We start from the raw sequence: 19665 nt of genomic DNA, 5'->3' as shown, positions 1-19665 counted from the left end.
CAGCGGATTTTTAAAATCAACAGTTATCCACAATGTGCTAAACAGTTATCAACCTCTTAAAATGAGTATCAAAGCGTTAAAATCCCGGCTTATCAGGGGGTCGGAAACACGCAATTCGTTAATCTTTCTGTAGCCATGCAATACGGTAGTATGATCTCTTCCGCCAAAAGCTTCACCAATATCCGGCAGGCTGAGTGAAGTCAGTTCTTTGGCAATGGCCATTGCCATTTGCCTGGGCCTTGCAACTATCCGTGAGCGTTTTTTTGAATACATTTCAGAAACTTTGATTTTATAGTAGTCCGCGACGGTTTTTTGAATGTTTTCAATTGAAATTTGACGGCTTTGTACCGCAAGCAAATCTTTTAATGCCTCTTTAGCCAAGTCAAGCGTTATGTCCTGGTTGACAAAACGTGAGAAAGCCAGCACGCGTTTTAATGCACCTTCCAGCTCGCGTACATTCGAACGGATATGTTTGGCAATAAAAAAAGCGACATTTTCATCCAGTCGGATTTTTTCCATTTCAGCTTTTTTCAAAAGAATCGCGACGCGCATCTCCAGTTCGGGGGGTTCTACCGCTACGGTTAATCCCCAGCCAAAGCGTGAAACCAAACGCTCTTCCAGCCCGGTAATTTCTTTGGGATAGGTGTCGCAGGTAATGATGACTTGTTTGTGCGTTTCAATAAGCGCATTAAATGCGTAAAAAAACTCTTCCTGCGTACGGTTTTTTCCGCCAAAAAATTGCACATCGTCCACCAGTAGCAGATCTAATGAGTGATAGTAGAGCTTGAACTTGTCAAATGCTTTATGTTGATAAGCGCTAACAACATCGGAAACATATTTTTCCGCATGAACATAACGAATCTTTGCACCTTTGTTGTTTTTGTGCACGTAATTTCCAATTGCTTGAATCAGATGCGTTTTTCCAAGACCAACACCACCATAGATAAACAGCGGGTTATAGGCAACCCCCGGTGATTCAGCCACTTGAATGGCACCAGCTCGCGCTAATTGATTGGCTTTTCCGGTGATAAAGTTATCAAAAGTGAAGTTAGGATTTAATCCATTGAGATTCTTTTTGGCAGGCTGATAAACAGTTTTAGGTTCCGGTTTAGCCTCACTGGAGCTAGGCGCAGATTCTGGCGCCTGATTCAATGCATTGTTTTTGGTTTCCGTTTCAGCAAGCTTTAAATGAAATTGGATGTTTTTGTCAAAGTAGGTTTTTGCCATACTTTCGATATGCATAATGAAGTTGTCTGCAACCCACTGCGATACAAAACGATTCGGTGCGATCAATACAACTTTGTTATCGCCATTGAGCGCAAGATCAATCTCCAATGGCTTGATCCAGGTGTTAAATTGTTGTGCATTGAGTTCTTTTTGAAAATGATCCAGGCAGGATAACCAAAAAGTATTCAATGATTGCATCATTTTTTGTTCTTTGTTTGTCTGGTTTGGAAAAGCAGTCATCATGCTATGTCCGTTACAAAAACAGGATGTTATATTTCTAGGTTATCGATCAATCGCGTGTTATCAAGCCAGGCTGCGCCTAAAACGACCAGATCCTGATCGGAAGCCTGCGCAAATGAAAGCGTATTGCGATTGTGGATGCTGATGTAATCAACCTTCCAGCCGTGTTGCTCCAGATTGTCGACAGCATCTTGCTGTAATGTCTGAAAATTTTTATTACCGGAACTAATTTCTCGTTTGGTTCGCAAAAGCGCTTGGTAAAGCCTGCAAGCTTCAGCACGTTGCATTTCATTTAAATACTGATTGCGCGAACTCAGTGCCAAGCCATCCGCCGCACGAACGGTTTCACTGGCAATAATTTCAACGGGTAAATTTAATTGTTGTACCATTTTACGCACTATATGCAACTGCTGATAATCCTTTTTGCCGAATACAGCGAATTCAGGTTGAATAATATTGAATAATTTCAATATGATCGTTGCAACACCACGAAAAAATCCTGGTCGAAACTTTCCCTCCAGGATATCTGCTACAGGTGGTAATGCTAACAAGAATTCTTGTGGAGTAGGGAAAAGAATTTTTTCATCAGGTGCAAAAACTATCTTGACATTTTGTACTGACAGCGCCCTGCAATCTTCTTCGAATGCTCGGGGATACCGGTTGAAATCTTCATGCGGAAGAAATTGCAACCGATTGACAAAGATACTGACAACCACGCAATCTGCCAATCGGCTAGCTTGATCGATCAGCGCAAGGTGTCCTGCATGCAAATTTCCCATCGTTGGAACAAAAGCAATACGCTGCTTTCGACAAAGGTTTTTATGCAACTCGGAGATGTCGGTAATTATTTTCACGCAGTACTTATTAGTTAAAATTGATGCTCGATATTGGGAAATTGTCCAGTCTTGACAGCAATGACATAATTCTCCACCGCTGCCTGGATAGTTTTCGCTTCCAGCATAAAATCTTTGATGAAACGTGGTTTTTTTCCTTGAGATAGTCCTAGCATATCGTGCAATACCAGAACCTGTCCGGAGCAGTTGTTGCCGGCGCCAATACCGATGGTTGGAATGGAAAGTGTCTGCGTGATTTTTTCAGCCAGTTTGGCTGGTATAAGCTCTATGACCAGCATGCCTGCACCCGATTTTTCGAGGATTTTTGCCTCATCTTCCAATAACCTGGCGGATTTCTCCGAATGGCCCTGTAATCTATACCCGCCTAATTGATGGATGGATTGCGGGGTTAAGCCGATATGCGCGCAGACGGGGATACCGCGCCGGGTTAAGAACTGAACGGTATCAGCCATGATGTGACCGCCTTCAATTTTTACCATGTGTGCCCCCGCAGCGATAATTTTGCAGGCATTCTTAAAAGCAAGCTCTGGTGAAGCCTGATAACTGCCGAAAGGCATGTCGGTGATGATGAACACTTTGTCGGTGCCTCGCGCGACGCAACGTGTGTGATAAATCATGTCATCAAGCGTGACTGATAACGTCGTGCTTTCACCTTGCAACACATTTCCCAATGAATCGCCGACCAGCAATGCATCTATGCCTGAGTTTTCCAGAATGCGCGCGAAAGTTGCATCGTAGCAAGTCAGAACGGCGATCTTCTCATTGTTATCAAGCATTTTTTGCAGTGTACTGAGTGAAGTTCTCATGCTTTTGCGGTAGTGTAAATAGTTTTGGGAAAAATCAGATCATGATGTTTTATGGATTGATTTTTAATAGTTTTTGATCCTTACATGCGGTGAGTAAGGGTGCAATGGAACCATATCCCGGGATCTGGCAATCCGGGGCGATTTCCATCAGGGGCTGCAGCACGAATGCGCGGTGCATCATCCGTGGATGCGGTATGATCAATCCGGCATCATTGCATTGCAGTGTATCATACAGCAATATATCGAGATCCAGGGTGCGTGGCGCATTCAACGATTCACGCACGCGCCCTTGTTTGTATTCGATAGCGAGCAATGCAGACAGTAAATCCAACGGTGCAAGCTCGGTCTGGATCTGCGCTACGGCGTTGATGAAATCCGGTTGGTCCAACCGACCGACCGGAGCGCTTTGATACAACGACGAATGTTTGATGAGTTGTGTACCGGGAAGCTGCTTCAATTCATTAAAAGCACGTTGTATTTGAAAAACCGGAGTTTCCAGATTACTTCCCAGAGCGATAAAAGCCAGTCCCTTTTTCATTGATATGCGATTATAATTTAAGTGTCTGAGTTGTCGATGGTGTTTTCGAGGGTATCAACAGAATTGGAAGGTGATTTTTTGCGACTGCGTTTTCTTCTCCCCGTTTTGAGGGCTGTTTGCCTCGGCAGCATTTTCTCACGTTCGGCATTGTCTGCGGATAGAAATGCTTTCCACCACTCTCCGAATTCAGTACCGAGTTCGCCGCTTTCGCAACGTAGCAGCATAAAATCATAGGCGGCGCGGAAACGTGGATGAGCAAGTAAACGGAAAGGCTTACGCCCAACAAGGGCTTCGAATCGAGGTTGCATTGCCCATATTTCCTGTATGATTGCATCAAAGCGGCGTGGAATCGCTAATTTTTTATGTTGCAGCGAAAGAATGTGATCCATTGCTTCAAATAAAGCAGGCAATGGTTTTGCTCCAGATGCTTGAAGTGAATTCCAGTATGACAGTACTTCATGCCATAACAATATGGCGAAAAGGAATCCGGGCGAGACCGGCTTATTTTGCCTGATCCGTTCATCAGTATTTTTCAGTGCGATAGTGATAAAACGCTCGCCCAGGGGTTGTTCCAGGATTACATCAAGCATGGGTAAGAGACCGTGATGTAAGCCGCGCGCGCGCAATTCAACGACACAAGCTAAAGCGTGTCCGGACAATAGCAATTTCAGCATTTCATCAAACAGGCGGGACGGCGGGACATTTTGCAATAAAGGCGCCAGATCGCCGATCGGTTGGGCGGTTTCCGCGTCCATTTGCATATCCAGCTTTGTAGCCAGGCGCACCGCCCGTAACAGGCGTATCGGATCCTCGCGGAAGCGTTGTACCGGATCCCCGATAATGCGCATTCTTTTGGCTTTGATATCTTCGTAGCCGTTCAGGTAATCTAGAATTTCTTCTTTGACGGGATCATAAAACAACGCGTTGACCGTAAAATCACGGCGCTTTGCGTCTTCTTCCTGGCTACCAAAAACATTGTCATGTAACAAGCGGCCATGCTGGTCGATCGACTGTTTCGACGCAGAATTTTCATTCTCGTCCGGTGAAGGTCCTCGAAAAGTCGATACCTCCACGGTTTCCGCGCCGCACATTACATGCACCAAGCGAAAGCGTCGCCCGATAATGCGCGAGCGGCGAAAAATTTTGTGAACTTCTTCAGGCGTTGCATTGGTCGCAACATCGAAGTCTTTCGGCACCAATCCCAATAACAAATCGCGCACTGCGCCCCCGACCAGATAAGCGGAAAATCCGGCTTGCTGTAAATTGAGGGCAACTTTTAATGCACAGGGGGTAATTTGATTACACCGGATTCCATGGTGTTTGCTGGCAATAATGTTCAGTTTTGTCAGCGATTCGGGAGTAGATGCTTTGCGGCTGAATACCTTGCGGAGAAGTTTACGGATCATTGCGATATTTGAAAGTATTCGATGCTTATTTGTTGAATTAACGAACAATCGCTTTGCATGATATGTGTGATCATAACGAACTTGTAAAAATTGATGAAGCTGGCCGATAAGCCGGGTTCTGTCGTGGACAGTCATTCCTCTAGTTGCACAGTTACCCGCGCACTCAAGCAACCTACCCGCAGGCTCCGCGAGCCGCATCATTGCCTGCCTATTTGGTCTTGCTCCGGATGGAGGTTACCGCGTTTCACCGTAACTGAATACGCTCGTCTCTGTGGCCCTGTTCCTCACCTCACGGTGGGCGGCTGTTAGCCGCCATCCTGCTCTGTGGAGCCCGGACTTTCCTCCCCTTGGATTCAACAAGAATGCCAAGCGGCGACTGTCTGACCAGCTTCGCCGACTATTCTATCATTTGCAAAAATGATCGGTTGGGGAAATAATTTGTTTCGAGACTTTTATGCTTGTCTTTGAAATGACTGAATTATAAATTTTCATTCGAATTAAGAATGAGGTATTTTAAAAATAAGCCTGTGGCAATCGTTTTTGGTTGATTTGATATTTACGGTAAAGCATGTTTCCATGTTCAGTCGGATTAGTCCCTTTTCCCGAAGATTACACACCTTTTATCATTACTGATTATATTTATGCTATTGAAATTCCTGCCTCGTTTAACACGGATTTTTTTTCTTCCCCTGAGTTGCACGCTGATATTGCTGTTTTTGTTTTCTGGCAGCGCTGCCGCAAAAACACAGTCATCGACTATTAAAGCCATCGATACTGCGCGCGTAGCGGTCGAGCGCAGCAAGATGGAAGAAACACAACGGCAAGCCGCCATTAATCATCTTGATACAGCCAAGGCGGACGAGCAGGAAGCTGAGGTATTGAAGGAACGCCTGGTTACATTACAGGCTGAGACGGTAGATCAGCCGGCCCGTATGGAGCGCCTGAATAAAGCGTTGGCAACAAATCATGAGCGGGAATTGCTCGAATGGTCCAAACGCATTCCGGCTGACGCTGATGGGGAAACGCTGGAACAGATTCTGGAACAGGAGCGCACTATCATCACCGATTTGCATGCGCAAATCAATGCAGCGGGCACTGATCTGGCCTTGATATTATCGCGCCCGGCTCAAGCGGCCGATGAAATCGCCGCATTGCGCCGTCGCATCGAAGAGTTATCCGTTTCGATCGTTGCTCAAAAAGATGAGCCCGCAGCATTGTTTGAAGCAAGGCGCCTGCATCGCCTTAGTGAGCAGCGCCGGTCGCAAGTCGCGCTGGAATTGCGCCTTGCCGAGCAGGATACTGCTACGCAGCGTCAGCGCTTGCATGAGCTGTCACTACGCGAACTGCGTTATCGGCTGGGTTTGCATGAAGAACGGATAAAGCATTTGCAACAACGTATTACCAGTCGTGGCCGATATGAGTTGGAGTCACTGATTGGGCAATTGATCAAACGTGAAGAAGAGCTGGCAGGTGGCAACACTGTAGCGGCAGAAGCGGCTACAGTGAATCGTAAAATGGGTGAAGAGCTTCTCCGGCAAAACGAACAATTGGCTCGTGATCGCGCTGTTTTGGCCCGGATCGAGCAAGCGCGAGAGCGCATTGCAGTAACTTTAAGCGATACGCGAATCCGGCTTGATGTCGGTGGCACCAGTGAACGTGTTGGCCGCTGGTTATGGAGTGAACGGCGGCAGCTGGAATCTTTGGCGCGCCTTAAAATGCACCTGGAAACGATCCGTAATGATCTGGCCGATTCGCGGTTAGAGCGGGTGATGTTAAGTGAACAGCAACGTAGCCTGCTGGATATCGACAATGCTGCAAGCGCGTTGGTAGAGACGCCCTCGGGAGCGGATGATGATGCGCGTGTTGATGTAGTCGCACAGAATTTATTGTTTCCTTTGTTGCGTAAACGTACCGAACTGCTGGCATTGTTGGAACCTTTGCTGCAGCGTCGTATTTCCGCCCTGGAAAAAAGCGAGCAAACGCTGCAGGAGCAAATTCACAATGTTCAGGAATTGCAGCAAATGCTGGAGCGCTATTTGTTGTGGATTCCCAGCCATGGCGTTATCAATGGCGATTGGCTGCAACGCTTACCCGAAGGATTGTATGATCTGGTTAAACCATCGCGTTTCATCACCACGATGGAACTAAGCTTGCGTAGCTTTCATCAACAGCCGCTTCCGTGGATCGGTAGCTTACTGCTGGTATTGATCTTGCTGCTGCTGCGGTACCGCGCCCCAAGGCGTATCGAAGCGCTGGCAGCAGATACCAGCCGGATTCGCCAGGACAGCTATTCCGCTACGCTCAAAACGCTGGGGTGGACCTTGCTGGCCGTGTTGCCCGGGCCGGTGATGTTGATTCTGTTAGGACAATTGCTACAAGGCATTGGTAATCCGGGGCGTTTTAGCCATTCCATAGGTCAGGCTTGCACGTTGATGGCGCTGCCGTTGCTGTTTGTGCAATTACTTTATTGGATCAGCAGGGAACAAGGTCTCGGTCATGCGCATTTCCGCTGGACCAAGCAACGCCGCGAGGCATTGCGTCAGTTGCTTCCGGGAATGGCTATGATGGTGTTACCGTTATACTTCATCAGTTCGTTGGCATTTATTCGTCAGCTTGATCTAGCGATCGATGTGCAAGCGCGCCTGGCTATTTTGCTGAGCTGCGTGGTGCTTGCTTGGGTGCTTTGGCGCCTGTTGGATATTGGACGACTTTGGGTTATCCGCGGAGTGACCAGCGAACCATCAACTTTACGCAAGCTGCTGCGAGTGCTGCTTCCTATATCATTGCTGACGGTTGCAATTTTAGCGTTGACGGGTTATATCTACACTGCGGGTATGATATTGCAGTCACTGATGGCGAGCTTTAGTGTGATTGTGATGGTTGCCATTGGAGTGGGGCTTCTGGCGCGCTGGTTTTTGCTGGGGGAGCGGCGTCTGGCTCTGCATCGATTTGATGAGCGCCGCTTGGCAGCCGCCCAAGCTGCCGAAGAGTCTGGAGAGGCCATACCGGAACCGGAAGAAAATATTACTCTGGAACAGGTCAATACCCAGACGCGCCGTTTGTTGCGGGCCATTCGCTTAACGCTGCTCATACTGGGCCTGACCTGGGTATGGGCTGGCATACTGCCAGCGATTACCCGTCTGGACGAGATTGCGCTTTGGCATGTCAGTGAGGTGGGCGCTGACGGTGCTACGATCCAGCAATCCATCACCTTGATTGCGGTATTGCTGGGTATCTTTGTTCTGGTTATGACGATTATTGGAGCCAGAAATCTGCCCGGGTTGATCGAAATTAGCCTGTTGTCGCATATCCGCATCGATGCTGCTTCACGTTATGCCATTACCAGCGTGTTGCGTTATACCATTGTGATAGGCGGCACCATAATAGGATTAGGTTTCCTGGGGATGCGCTGGTCGCAATTGCAGTGGATGGCTGCGGCCTTGACGGTTGGACTCGGTTTTGGCTTGCAGGAAATTTTTGCCAATTTTGTATCCGGTATCATTTTGTTGTTCGAGAGACCTTTTCGGGTTGGCGATGTGATTACGGTCGATGGCTTTACCGGCAGAGTTACCCGTATTCGCACTCGGGCAACGACAGTGCTTGATGGGGATAATAGGGAAATCGTAATTCCCAACAAGACTTTTATCACCGGCCAACTGATCAACTGGACATTGACCGATTCGATCACGCGTGTGGTCATTAAGGTAGGCGTTGCTTACGGGACTGATACCAATAAAGTTCGTGAATTGCTATTGCAAGCTGCCAGAGAAGATGAACGGGTGCTGACCGAGCCGGAGCCAACCTCTAATTTTCTTGCTTTTGGCACAAATTCTCTTGATTTTGAGCTGCGTATATTCGTAAATCTTTTAGGCCACAGGCAGGAAGTTCAGGATACACTCAGCACGCGAATTATTACATTATTTGCTGAAAACAATATTAATATTGCCTTTCCTCAACTCGATCTGCATGTGCGGGATCTGCCCCCTGAATTGATCCGGAGCCCAGCTCCTGCTACTAGGAATGAAGAAGCGAAAACAAATCAATCTTTGTGAAGATTTGCCAGGGAAGCGTTGATTAATTGGCTGCACGAGCGAATCACTTCGTTGCGCGGTACTCGCGCCTTCGCCTATCTTGTTGATAGGTCTCAGTTGCTGCGTTCCGGGCGCCTCGTGCTTCATCTCGTTCGCCGAATTATTCTGAATGGTGGCTATAATTACTTGGTGAGCATTGCGTTAATTCGTATTAGCGTATCCTCATCCAGTTCACCGGCCTCTGCGCTCAAGCGTAGTCTGGACATCATATAACTGTGATATGCCTTGGCAAGATCGCGTTTGGCAGAATAGAGTTGTTGTTGTGCGTTAAGCACATCGACCTCGGTTCTGACGCCGACTTCTTGTCCAAGCATGGTGGAATCCAATTGACTTTGGCTGGAGATCAACGCTTGCTTGAGTGCTTTAACCTGTGCAATGCCGTTGGTTACATTTAAAAATTGCTGGCGGGTTTGTAAAGTGATATTGCGCCGGATGGTTTCCAGATCGTGTAATGCCCGATTTTGGTTCGCCAGCGCTTCACGGACACGGGATTGTACAGAAAATCCCTGAAACAGAGGGACATTAAGCTGGACACCGATGGACTTGGAAATCAGATCGATGCCGCGGCCGGTAATCGCGCCACCGACACCCGTCTGATCACTGTATTGCGCGACGAGATCCACGGTCGGGTAATGTTGTGACCAGATTCTCTTTACTTCCTGAGTAGCGATTTCATATGCCGCCTGTTGAATTTTTAATGCAAAGTTTTTTTCTTCAGCGGCATGAACCCATTCATCCATACCGGTGTAAGTTAATTTGTTCAGGTCTGACGCAATTTCCTTTGCGTTCATCAGATTTTCAGGAAAGCGATCAATAATCCCTTGTAACGTGCGTTTGCGAATTTCCAGTGCATTGCGCGCAGCAATTTCCTGTGATGCAGTGAGATCATGCCGTGCCTGTGCCTCGTTGGTGTCCACAATAGTGGATACGCCCACTTCAAAATTGCGTTTGGCTTGTTCGAGTTGCTTCAGAATGGCTGTTTTTTGCGCTTCGGCGACCTCGACATCGATTTGCGCATCCAGCACGTCAAAATACGCTTGGGCGACACGCAAAATCAAATCTTGCCCGGCCACGATAAATTGCGCATCGGCTCTGCTGACCTCGGTTTTTGACTGCTGATAGATCACAATATTTTCCATCCGGAACAGCGGCTGCGTTGCGGTTATCGTTACGCCACGGGATTGAATCGTGACTGGCGCGGGATCGATGTTGCTGTTCGTTGCGGAACTGATTAAGCTGCCTGCGTTCACCTCTTGAACGGTGCGTGACCCTGTTAGCGTGATGGTGGGTAAAAATCCGGCTCTGCCTTGTATCAATTTTTCCTGCGTCGCCTGATAAGCAGCCCGGGCCGAGCGATATTGCGAATCTTGCGCCAAAGCTTCTTGATAAATACTCATCAGATCGGCAGCCTGCAGCGTGGAAATAGAAAGCGACAAAGCGCCAATCAAGATAGCAAAAACCAATTGCGGAAATTTCATGAATTGTTCCGAGAAAAATCCAGAGTTGATGAAAATTCGGCAATGAGCGGATCGCTTTGTTTGATAACAGGCGTAATCGCTTCGATACTCAAAAGGTAAACCTTGATGGTTGCTGCGCATTAATGAATGGAACCGTACTGGTTTCAAACAGCGTAGTAGTGGTAAATTCGCCGGGTGCCACGCAAGTGATCAATAAAGCCTCCATGACCGGATCTTCGCCGACAATCGCAAATAGCCGTCCACCCGGCGTCAGGCTGTTTTTAAAGGCATCGGGTAAAACCGGCGTGGATGCAGTCAGTACGATGACATCGTATGGTTCATGCTTAGGCCAGCCGCGTGCTGCATCGCCTTGCTCCAGAGTGACGTTGGCAATCCCGTGCGCTTTGAGGTTTTGTTCCGCCATTGCTTTCAGTTCGGGGATGATTTCGACACTATGGACATGCGCGCCTTTGTCAGCCAGAAGCGCTGTCATGTAGCCGCTGCCGCTGCCGACTTCGAGGATTTTGTCAGTTTTCCGGATGTGCAGTTCCTGCAATATGCGCGCTTCCATTTTTGGCGTCAGCATGACTTGTCCAAAACCCAGCGGAATCTCCATATCGACAAAAGCCATCGCAAGATTTTCCGCAGGTACGAATTCTTCACGTTTTATTTTGTACAACAAATCAAGCACAGTATCATCCAGGACATACCATGTGCGAATTTGCTGTACCACCATATTAAGTCGCGTTTGCTCAAGATCCATTTCTATTCCATATTGTTAAATTAACATTAGACTTGCAATTATTTCACATTTCCATTAGCTTCACAGCATCAGCTAGGGGTCCGTTTTCAGAATTGTCTGATAATCTGGTGAGAGAGTCCCTTAATACCTGACGCGGATAATGCCGCCGTAGGGAAGCTGGGATTGATTCCCTCGCTCTTTATGGCATTTCTAAGGAGCATTTATATTATGAGCATTACAGTTTTAAACCCAAAAAATTTTTCTAGTGCAACGGCTCAAGTCGATGAAGCTGCCGTAAAGCCGCTGCCGAATTCACGCAAAATCTATGTGCAAGGCTCTCGTCCGGATATTCAAGTGCCGATGCGGGAAATCCGTCAGAGCGATACGACGACCAGCATGGGTGGAGAAAAAAATCCACCGATCTGGGTTTACGATACTTCCGGTCCGTATACCGATCCTGCGGTAAAAATCGATATCCGCTCCGGGTTGCCGGCATTGCGGGAAAAATGGATTGCCGAGCGGGATGATACCGAAATTCTGGCCGGTCATAATTCTGCCTATAGCCAGGCGCGATTACAGGATCCCAAGCTGGCGGATATGCGTTTTAACCTGCAGCGCCAGCCGCGCCGGGCCATGTCAGGCTTGAATGTCACGCAAATGCATTACGCGCGCCGTGGCATCATTACACCGGAAATGGAATATATTGCCATCCGCGAGAATCAGCGCGTGGAAGCGCTTAATGCGCAAAATCATGAATTGTTGACGCATCAGCATCCGGGGCAGGATTTTGGCGCATCATTACCGAAAATGATCACAGCGGAGTTTATCCGTGCCGAAGTAGCGCGCGGGCGCGCCATTATTCCGGCAAATATCAATCACCCCGAATCCGAACCGATGATCATCGGACGAAATTTTCTGGTGAAAATCAACGCCAATATTGGTAATTCCGCATTGGGTTCGAGTATTCAGGAAGAAGTGGAAAAAATGACCTGGGCGATCCGATGGGGCGGCGATACGGTTATGGATCTTTCCACCGGCAAGAATATTCACGAAACACGCGAGTGGATTATCCGTAACAGCCCGGTGCCGATCGGTACCGTGCCGATTTATCAGGCATTGGAAAAAGTCGACGGCAAAGCCGAAGAGCTGACCTGGGAGATTTTCCGCGATACGTTGATCGAGCAGGCCGAGCAGGGTGTCGATTACTTCACCATCCATGCCGGTGTGCGTTTGGCGTATGTGCCGATGACTGCAAAACGCATGACCGGTATCGTATCGCGCGGCGGCTCGATCATGGCGAAATGGTGTTTGGCGCATCATCAGGAAAGCTTCCTGTATACGCATTTTGAAGACATCTGCGAGATCATGAAAGCCTATGATGTCAGTTTCTCGCTGGGTGATGGGCTGCGTCCCGGTTCCATTTACGATGCCAACGACGAAGCGCAGTTTGCCGAACTGAAAACGCTGGGTGAATTGACGCAAATTGGGTGGAAACACGACGTGCAGACCATGATCGAAGGCCCCGGCCATGTGCCGATGCACTTGATCAAGGAAAACATGGAGCTGCAGTTGAGATATTGCGATGAAGCGCCTTTTTATACGCTGGGCCCGCTGACGACCGATATCGCACCCGGCTATGATCATATTACATCTGCCATCGGCGCGGCCATGATCGGCTGGTACGGTACCGCGATGTTGTGCTATGTGACGCCGAAGGAGCATCTGGGTTTGCCGGACAAGGACGATGTCAAGGATGGCATCATTACCTACAAAATCGCCGCGCATGCGGCCGATCTTGCGAAAGGGCATCCCGGTGCGCAAATCCGCGATAATGCGTTGTCCAAGGCGCGTTTTGAATTCCGTTGGGAAGATCAGTTCAATCTTAGCCTCGATCCTGATAAGGCGCAGCAATTCCATGATGAAACCCTGCCGCAGGATGGCGCCAAAGTGGCACATTTCTGCTCGATGTGCGGTCCGCATTTTTGTTCCATGAAGATTACCCAGGATGTCCGGGAATATGCCGCCAATCAGGGCGTGGCGGAAGAAGAGGCGTTAAAACTGGGTATGGAACAAAAATCAGCGGAATTCAAGGAAAAAGGGGCTGAGATTTACAGTAAATTGTAACCACAACGTTCCCGATCAAATGGATATCACCCAATAAACACGCCGATGGATTTCATATTATTGTTTAAAGCGCTGATCCTCGGCGTGGTTGAAGGATTGACCGAGTTTTTGCCGATTTCTTCCACCGGTCATTTGATTTTGTTTGGTGATTTACTTGATTTTAATGATGAAAAAAGCAAAGTGTTTACTATTGCGATACAACTGGGCGCTATTCTGGCCGTGTGCTGGGAATACCGCAAGAAAATAGCGGGTATCGTGATGGGAATCGGCTCAGACGCTTCAGCCAATCGATTTGTGCTGAACCTGTTCATTGCGTTCATGCCTGCAGCCGTCATGGGCTTGCTGTTTATTGATGTGATCAAGCAATATTTGTTTAATCCCTTATCGGTGGCTACGGCACTCGTCATCGGCGGTGTGGTGATTTTATGGGCGGAGCGCAGGGATCATGTGATTGATGTGGAACAGATCGATGACATGGACTGGAAGCATGCGCTGAAAGTGGGCATGGCGCAATGTCTGGCGCTGATTCCAGGGACATCGCGCTCGGGAGCGACCATTATTGGCGGTTTGCTTTTCGGTTTGTCGCGCAAAGCTGCCGCCGAGTTTTCTTTTTTCCTGGCTATTCCCATCATGTTCGCCGCTACTTTTTATGATGTCTATAAAAACCGCGCAATACTGGAATGGGGTGACGTAAGCATGTTCGCTGTCGGCTTCATGGGTGCATTCTTCAGCGCACTCGTGGCGATCCGCGGACTCATACGCTTCATCAGCAATCATGATTTCACCGTTTTTGCGTGGTACCGCATCGTGTTTGGCATTGTCATTCTGGTTACCGCGTATACCGGTGTGATTGGCTGGTCGGAAATGTAAAGTGTGACGGTATAATTAATTTGACGAAATAAAATCCCGGGAGCAATCTCCCGAGTAGTCGATGGCTTATTCTAGCTCTGTACCCACGGCAAACCTGCCACTTTCCAACCGGATACCTTGCCGCGCTGATCACGGTCATCCTTATCGCCTTCAAAACCTTCGAGGATGTTATAACAATCGGTAAAGCCGCTTTGTGTGGCCATAATAGCGGCCTGATTCGAGCGCGAACCACTGCGGCAAATGAACAGTACCGGCTGCGATTTATTGGTAAGACTTGCGAGCCGGCCAAGAAAATCTGCATTAGGTTGCATGCCGGGATAAGCGCGCAATTCAATTTCTGTTGCGTCGGGAATGCGTCCGACCCAATCCAGTTCAGCGCGGGTGCGCACATCCACCAATTGTGCGCGAGTCGATTCTTGTAAAATTCGATAAGCTTCCATCGGGAGTAATGCGCCTTTGTAGGGAAGCTCCATTTCTTCGGCGCGTTGATGCGCTTTTTCCAATATGGCTGCGGTAGTTTCCATAAAATGCTCCTGATAATGTTATTAAAAACGATCGTTTAATTACCTTTATAATAAAGGCAATGCAAATTTTCCATTCATTCTTTTTACTACCAACATTATAACGCTTCATGGAGAAAATCCGCTTATCAAAACTGATGTCCGAACAAGGCCTATGCTCGCGCCGTGAAGCGGATCGCTATATTGAGTTGGGATGGGTGTTTGTCGATGGGGAACAGATTTCCGAGCTGGGCACTAAGATTTATCCCACACAAAAAATCAAATTGAACAAAGCGGCGCAAGCGCAGCAAATCAGTCTGGTTACAATCTTGCTCAACAAGCCGGTTGGCTATGTGTCCGGGCAGCCGGAACCGGGTTACCGACCGGCTATTGTGCTGATCAAACCGGAAAATCAGTTTATTCCCAAGCAACCGGCGCAACCAATCAAGCGATTTCAGCCGTCGCATTTAAAAAACCTGGCGCCTGCCGGGCGTCTGGATATCGATTCGCAAGGCTTGCTGGTGTTGACACAGGATGGACGCATTGCCAAGCAACTGATCGGTGAGAATTCCAAAATCGAAAAGGAATATCTGGTGCGGGTTGAAGGTGTTTTGCCGCGGGAAAAACTGGCGCTGCTGAATCATGGGCTTAGCCTGGACGGCCAACCATTGAAACCGGCAAACGTGACATGGCAAAATCAGGATCAGTTGCGCTTTATCCTACAAGAAGGTAAAAAGCGCCAGATTCGCCGCATGTGCGAGCTGGTCAATCTGAAAGTGACCGGCTTGAAACGTGTGCGTATCGGCAACGTCAAGCTGGGCAATTTACCCGAAGGTCAGTGGCGCTATCTGGAGGATGGCGAGAAGTTTTGACGATGATTCCTTGAAATCAGTGAGGGAGGTAATGCATCAACGGTTGCACGTTGTACTCAAAATTCCTGCATATCAGCTTTTATACTACTACGAGGGCGAAGTGGATACGGTGGTGGCGACAACCACGGATGGCCGCATCATTCATTTTCCGGCCAATGTGTTGCGTTCCGTGGTGCAGAATCATGGCGTTTATGGCATGTTTGAACTGGTTTTTGATGAAAACCATAAATTCGTGTCGATCAGCCGCATCGGCGATTAACGATAATCCCGCGCCCCTGCTTTCAATGCTGAGGCGCGTGCGTTACACTCTTTCATTATTGCCTCTGGTATTCATAACCTTTTTTCCATCCAATGCGATTATTTAATTTATGGCCCAATATGTAATGTCGATGCTCCGCGTGAGCAAAATGGTTCCACCCAAACGTCAGATCATCAAAGATATCTCGCTTAGCTTTTTCCCCGGCGCCAAGATCGGCTTGCTCGGATTGAACGGCTCCGGCAAATCGACCGTACTGCGCATCATGGCCGGTGCGGATAAGGAGTTTGACGGCGAGGTGCAGCGCCTGCCCAATATCCGCGTCGGTTATCTGCCGCAGGAGCCGAAGCTGAACCCTGAGCACACCGTGCGCGAGGAAGTGGAAGAAGGCATGGGCGAGGTGATGCAGGCGCAGAAAAAACTGGACGAAGTGTACGCTGCATACGCCGAAGAAGGCGCGGATTTCGATGCTCTGGCGGAAGAACAGGCGCGCCTGGAAGCCATTATCGCGACCGCCGGCAGTGACACGGCGAATCAGATGGAGATCGCCGCTGATGCGTTGCGTTTGCCGCCGTGGGATGCGCTGGTTAAAAATTTATCCGGCGGGGAAAAACGCCGCGTGGCGTTGTGCAAGCTGCTGCTGGAAAAACCGGATATGCTGTTGCTGGACGAGCCGACCAACCATCTGGATGCGGAATCGGTCGAGTGGCTGGAGCAATTTTTGGTGCGCTTTCCCGGCACGGTGGTGGCGGTGACGCATGATCGTTACTTCCTGGATAACGCCGCTGAATGGATATTGGAACTCGACCGTGGTCACGGCATTCCGTGGAAAGGCAATTATTCCAGTTGGCTGGAGCAAAAAGAAGCCCGGCTGGAACAGGAAAACAAGCAGATCGATGCGCACATGAAGGCGATGAAACAGGAGCTGGAATGGGTACGGCAAAATCCGAAAGGCCGTCAGGCCAAATCCAAAGCGCGTATTGCCCGTTTTGAAGAACTCAACTCGCAGGATTATCAAAAGCGCAACGAAACCCAGGAAATTTTCATTCCCGTCGGCGAACGTCTGGGTAATGAAGTCATTGAGTTTGACGGCGTATCCAAATCCTACGGCGACCGCTTGCTGATCGACAATCTGAGCTTCAAAGTGCCGCCCGGCGCGATCGTTGGCATTATCGGCCCGAACGGTGCGGGTAAATCGACTTTGTTCAAGCTGATTACCGGCAAGGAACAACCGGATTCCGGCGCAGTGAAAATCGGCCACACGGTGCAGATTGCGCACGTCGATCAGGCGCGTGACTCACTGGAAAATGACAAGACCGTGTTCGAAGCCATTTCCGGCGGCAATGATTTGCTGGTGGTGGGCAAGTACACGACGCCGGCACGCGCTTACCTGGGACGTTTCAACTTCAAGGGCGGCGATCAGCAAAAAGTCATCGGCCAACTCTCCGGCGGTGAACGCGGCCGCCTGCATCTGGCGCAAACCTTGATCGCCGGTGGCAACGTGTTGCTGCTGGATGAGCCTTCCAACGATCTCGACGTGGAAACGCTGCGCGCACTGGAAGACGCGCTGCTCGAATTCGCGGGTTGCGTGCTGGTCATCTCGCACGACCGCTGGTTCCTCGACCGCATCGCCACGCACATCCTCGCCGCCGAAGGTGAATCGCAATGGACCTTCTTCAACGGCAATTATCAGGAATACGAAGCGGATAAGAGAAACCGTCTGGGTGAAGAAGGCGCGAAACCGAAACGGATTCGGTATAAGCCGATTAGTCGGTGATAACTTTTAAACCGTGATTGTTGTGACGTTTAGAGAATATGTTTTGCTTGCAATCAGATTTCATCACATTTTGCTCACAAAAAATAAGTTTGAATTATTTCTAAAATACATCACATATGAGCATAACGGAACGACATTCATTGAATAGAATTACCTTATCCGGCTACAAATCTATTCGTGAATTAAAGTCATTCAGATTGAATAATGGCTTGAATGTATTGATAGGCGCAAACGGATCTGGAAAATCTAACTTTATCCGTTTCTTTGAAATGCTCGGTCATATGTTTGATCCAAATAAAGGGCTGCAGAATTACGTTAGTACAAGAGGACGGGCTGATGCTTTCCTTTTCCGAGGTATGAAGATAACTCCCGAACTAGATGCTCATCTCGAGTTTGGGAGAAATGAATATAGATTTACACTTCGTGCAGCAGATGATCGCTCGCTGTTTTTTGCACACGAGTCGACACCATTTTCTGGACCGAAATATGGGCCAATTATAAATGACCAAGGCAGTGGTCACGTTGAGAGCGCATTGATTCGTAGAAAAAATTTGTCTGCAAGTGAACAATGGGTAGTAAATACAATCCATGACTGGCGTGTTTATCACTTTCACGATACCTCGCCTTCAGCACCTGTAATGGGTCCTTGTAATGTGGTGGATAACGATGTGTTGCACGGGAATGCAGCAAATTTATCTGCATTTCTGATGAACATGGAAAAATCTCATCCCAATCACTTTGCTCAAATTGAGGAAACGGTGCGACAGGTTGCTCCATTCTTTGGGGCGTTTGTACTTAAAGAAATTTCTAATGGGCAAACCCAGTTACTTTGGAAAGATCGTTATTCAGATCTACTTTACTACCCACATCAACTTTCCGATGGCACACTACGCTATATTTGCTTAGCCACATTGTTGTTGCAACCCAATCCGGCATCTACACTTATTATTGATGAACCGGAGCTTGGGTTACATCCTTATGCCATTAAGCTGTTGGCAAGTTTGTTACATGAAGCATCACAACATGCACAACTGATTGTTTCAACTCAATCTTCATTATTATTAGATGAACTGACACCAGAACAAGTCATCGTAGTGAACCAGAAAGATGGTGAATCAGTATTGGAGAGACAAGACCCAAATCGCCTTAAGGACTGGTTGGAGGAATATACCTTAGGCCAGTTGTGGGAGAAAAACGAGTTGGGAGGCCAGCCCTGATGGCTTGGTCGCGGCTTTATATTACTGTCGAAGGACAATCCGAGCGAAAGTTTGCAGACGATGTACTGCAACCCTATTTCGCTTCATTTTCTATAGAAGTAAAAACTCGCGTTGTTCTTACTAATAGAAAGCTTGGTAAGCGAGGAGGAATTCTGGATTTTGAAAAAATCCGAAATGATTTGTTGCGACTTATGCATGAAGATTACAAACCAGAAGCCCGGTTTACAACTATGATTGATTTGTATGCTCTTCCGCATGAATTTCCAGGCTGGGAAGATGCGCAAAAGAAAATGTTACCAATGGAACGTGTGCAGATTCTCGAGTCTGCTCTAAAAAAAGAAATGGGAGATCAAAGATTTTTGCCTTATATACAGCTTCATGAATTTGAGACACTACTTTATTGTGATCTTATGCAGCTACAACAAAGAATCTCTGGTACAGAAACGGCATTTGCTGCATTGTCAAAAGAAGTTAAGCATCTTAATCCAGAAGATATTAATGAAGGCCGTGAAACTGCGCCAAGCAAGCGTATTATTAAGCATGTTCCAATTTATGAACGCTTGAAGGTTCGTGTTGGAGCACCTGCGGCAACAGCAATTGGTTTGCCAATATTACGAAATAAGTGTCCGCACTTTAATAGTTGGATATCACAATTAGAGAAATTTAATCTTTTGAATTAACAGTAAAT

The 19665-nt window shown here is 48.0% G+C and carries 16 protein-coding genes, 1 other RNA gene and 1 riboswitch; of the genes, 8 read left to right on the top strand and 9 right to left on the bottom strand.

What is annotated here, in order from left to right:
• Positions 1-48: 48 nt before the first annotated feature.
• From dnaA to rnpB, 6 genes are all read right to left on the bottom strand, one after another.
• Positions 49-1425, bottom strand: a complete 1377-nt coding sequence (gene dnaA, locus C4S39_RS02300) for a chromosomal replication initiator protein DnaA (protein ID WP_219817906.1) — start codon at positions 1423-1425, stop codon at positions 49-51.
• Positions 1426-1496: 71 nt separating this feature from the next.
• On the bottom strand, positions 1497-2321 hold the full coding sequence (panC, locus tag C4S39_RS02295; RefSeq protein WP_103965440.1) for a pantoate--beta-alanine ligase: 825 nt from the start codon (positions 2319-2321) through the stop codon (positions 1497-1499).
• A gap of 14 nt (positions 2322-2335) precedes the next feature.
• On the bottom strand, positions 2336-3127 hold the full coding sequence (gene panB / locus C4S39_RS02290; RefSeq protein WP_103965439.1) for a 3-methyl-2-oxobutanoate hydroxymethyltransferase: 792 nt from the start codon (positions 3125-3127) through the stop codon (positions 2336-2338).
• A gap of 49 nt (positions 3128-3176) precedes the next feature.
• On the bottom strand, positions 3177-3665 hold the full coding sequence (folK, locus tag C4S39_RS02285; protein WP_103965438.1) for a 2-amino-4-hydroxy-6-hydroxymethyldihydropteridine diphosphokinase: 489 nt from the start codon (positions 3663-3665) through the stop codon (positions 3177-3179).
• Positions 3666-3682: 17 nt separating this feature from the next.
• The gene (pcnB, locus tag C4S39_RS02280; RefSeq protein WP_103965437.1) at positions 3683-5071 is read right to left on the bottom strand and encodes a polynucleotide adenylyltransferase PcnB; all 1389 of its coding nucleotides are present in this window, start codon (positions 5069-5071) and stop codon (positions 3683-3685) included.
• Between the two features lie 91 nt (positions 5072-5162).
• Positions 5163-5463, bottom strand: an RNA gene (gene rnpB, locus C4S39_RS02275) — RNase P RNA component class A.
• A gap of 249 nt (positions 5464-5712) precedes the next feature.
• On the opposite strand from rnpB, the gene C4S39_RS02270 reads away from it, so the two are divergent.
• The gene (locus C4S39_RS02270) at positions 5713-9123 is read left to right on the top strand and encodes a mechanosensitive ion channel domain-containing protein (protein WP_103965436.1); all 3411 of its coding nucleotides are present in this window, start codon (positions 5713-5715) and stop codon (positions 9121-9123) included.
• 161 nt (positions 9124-9284) lie between these two features.
• Here C4S39_RS02270 and C4S39_RS02265 read toward each other — a convergent pair whose 3' ends face one another.
• Positions 9285-10640, bottom strand: coding sequence for a TolC family outer membrane protein (locus C4S39_RS02265; protein WP_103965435.1), 1356 nt, complete (start codon positions 10638-10640; stop codon positions 9285-9287).
• 88 nt (positions 10641-10728) lie between these two features.
• The gene (locus tag C4S39_RS02260; RefSeq protein ID WP_103965434.1) at positions 10729-11382 is read right to left on the bottom strand and encodes a protein-L-isoaspartate O-methyltransferase family protein; all 654 of its coding nucleotides are present in this window, start codon (positions 11380-11382) and stop codon (positions 10729-10731) included.
• A 64-nt stretch (positions 11383-11446) separates the two neighbouring features.
• Positions 11447-11553, top strand: a riboswitch (TPP riboswitch).
• A gap of 36 nt (positions 11554-11589) precedes the next feature.
• On the opposite strand from C4S39_RS02260, the gene thiC reads away from it, so the two are divergent.
• A complete protein-coding gene (thiC, locus tag C4S39_RS02255; RefSeq protein ID WP_103965433.1) occupies positions 11590-13485 on the top strand; it encodes a phosphomethylpyrimidine synthase ThiC in 1896 nt (631 codons plus the stop codon).
• A 45-nt stretch (positions 13486-13530) separates the two neighbouring features.
• Positions 13531-14355 carry an undecaprenyl-diphosphate phosphatase gene (locus tag C4S39_RS02250; protein WP_103965432.1) on the top strand — a complete coding sequence of 275 codons (825 nt, stop codon included), beginning with the start codon at positions 13531-13533 and terminating at the stop codon, positions 14353-14355.
• 71 nt (positions 14356-14426) lie between these two features.
• Here C4S39_RS02250 and C4S39_RS02245 read toward each other — a convergent pair whose 3' ends face one another.
• Positions 14427-14879: a rhodanese-like domain-containing protein gene (locus tag C4S39_RS02245; protein ID WP_103965431.1), complete on the bottom strand. Its 453-nt coding sequence runs from the start codon at positions 14877-14879 to the stop codon at positions 14427-14429.
• A gap of 107 nt (positions 14880-14986) precedes the next feature.
• On the opposite strand from C4S39_RS02245, the gene C4S39_RS02240 reads away from it, so the two are divergent.
• From C4S39_RS02240 to C4S39_RS02220, 5 genes are all read left to right on the top strand, one after another.
• A complete protein-coding gene (locus tag C4S39_RS02240) occupies positions 14987-15727 on the top strand; it encodes a pseudouridine synthase (RefSeq protein ID WP_103965430.1) in 741 nt (246 codons plus the stop codon).
• A 31-nt stretch (positions 15728-15758) separates the two neighbouring features.
• Positions 15759-15986 carry a DUF2835 domain-containing protein gene (locus C4S39_RS02235; RefSeq protein ID WP_103965490.1) on the top strand — a complete coding sequence of 76 codons (228 nt, stop codon included), beginning with the start codon at positions 15759-15761 and terminating at the stop codon, positions 15984-15986.
• Between the two features lie 109 nt (positions 15987-16095).
• Positions 16096-17760, top strand: coding sequence for an energy-dependent translational throttle protein EttA (gene ettA / locus C4S39_RS02230; RefSeq protein WP_103965429.1), 1665 nt, complete (start codon positions 16096-16098; stop codon positions 17758-17760).
• 140 nt (positions 17761-17900) lie between these two features.
• The gene (locus C4S39_RS02225; protein WP_181023730.1) at positions 17901-18977 is read left to right on the top strand and encodes an AAA family ATPase; all 1077 of its coding nucleotides are present in this window, start codon (positions 17901-17903) and stop codon (positions 18975-18977) included.
• Positions 18977-19657: a DUF4276 family protein gene (locus C4S39_RS02220; protein WP_103965427.1), complete on the top strand. Its 681-nt coding sequence runs from the start codon at positions 18977-18979 to the stop codon at positions 19655-19657. The genes C4S39_RS02225 and C4S39_RS02220 overlap by 1 nt, the downstream gene beginning before the upstream one ends.
• Positions 19658-19665: the final 8 nt, after the last annotated feature.

Source organism: Nitrosomonas ureae (genome assembly GCF_900108305.1).
Classification (GTDB): domain Bacteria; phylum Pseudomonadota; class Gammaproteobacteria; order Burkholderiales; family Nitrosomonadaceae; genus Nitrosomonas; species Nitrosomonas ureae_B.
Note: the sequence above shows the minus strand (reverse complement) of the source record. Positions and strands in the feature narration are given on the sequence as shown.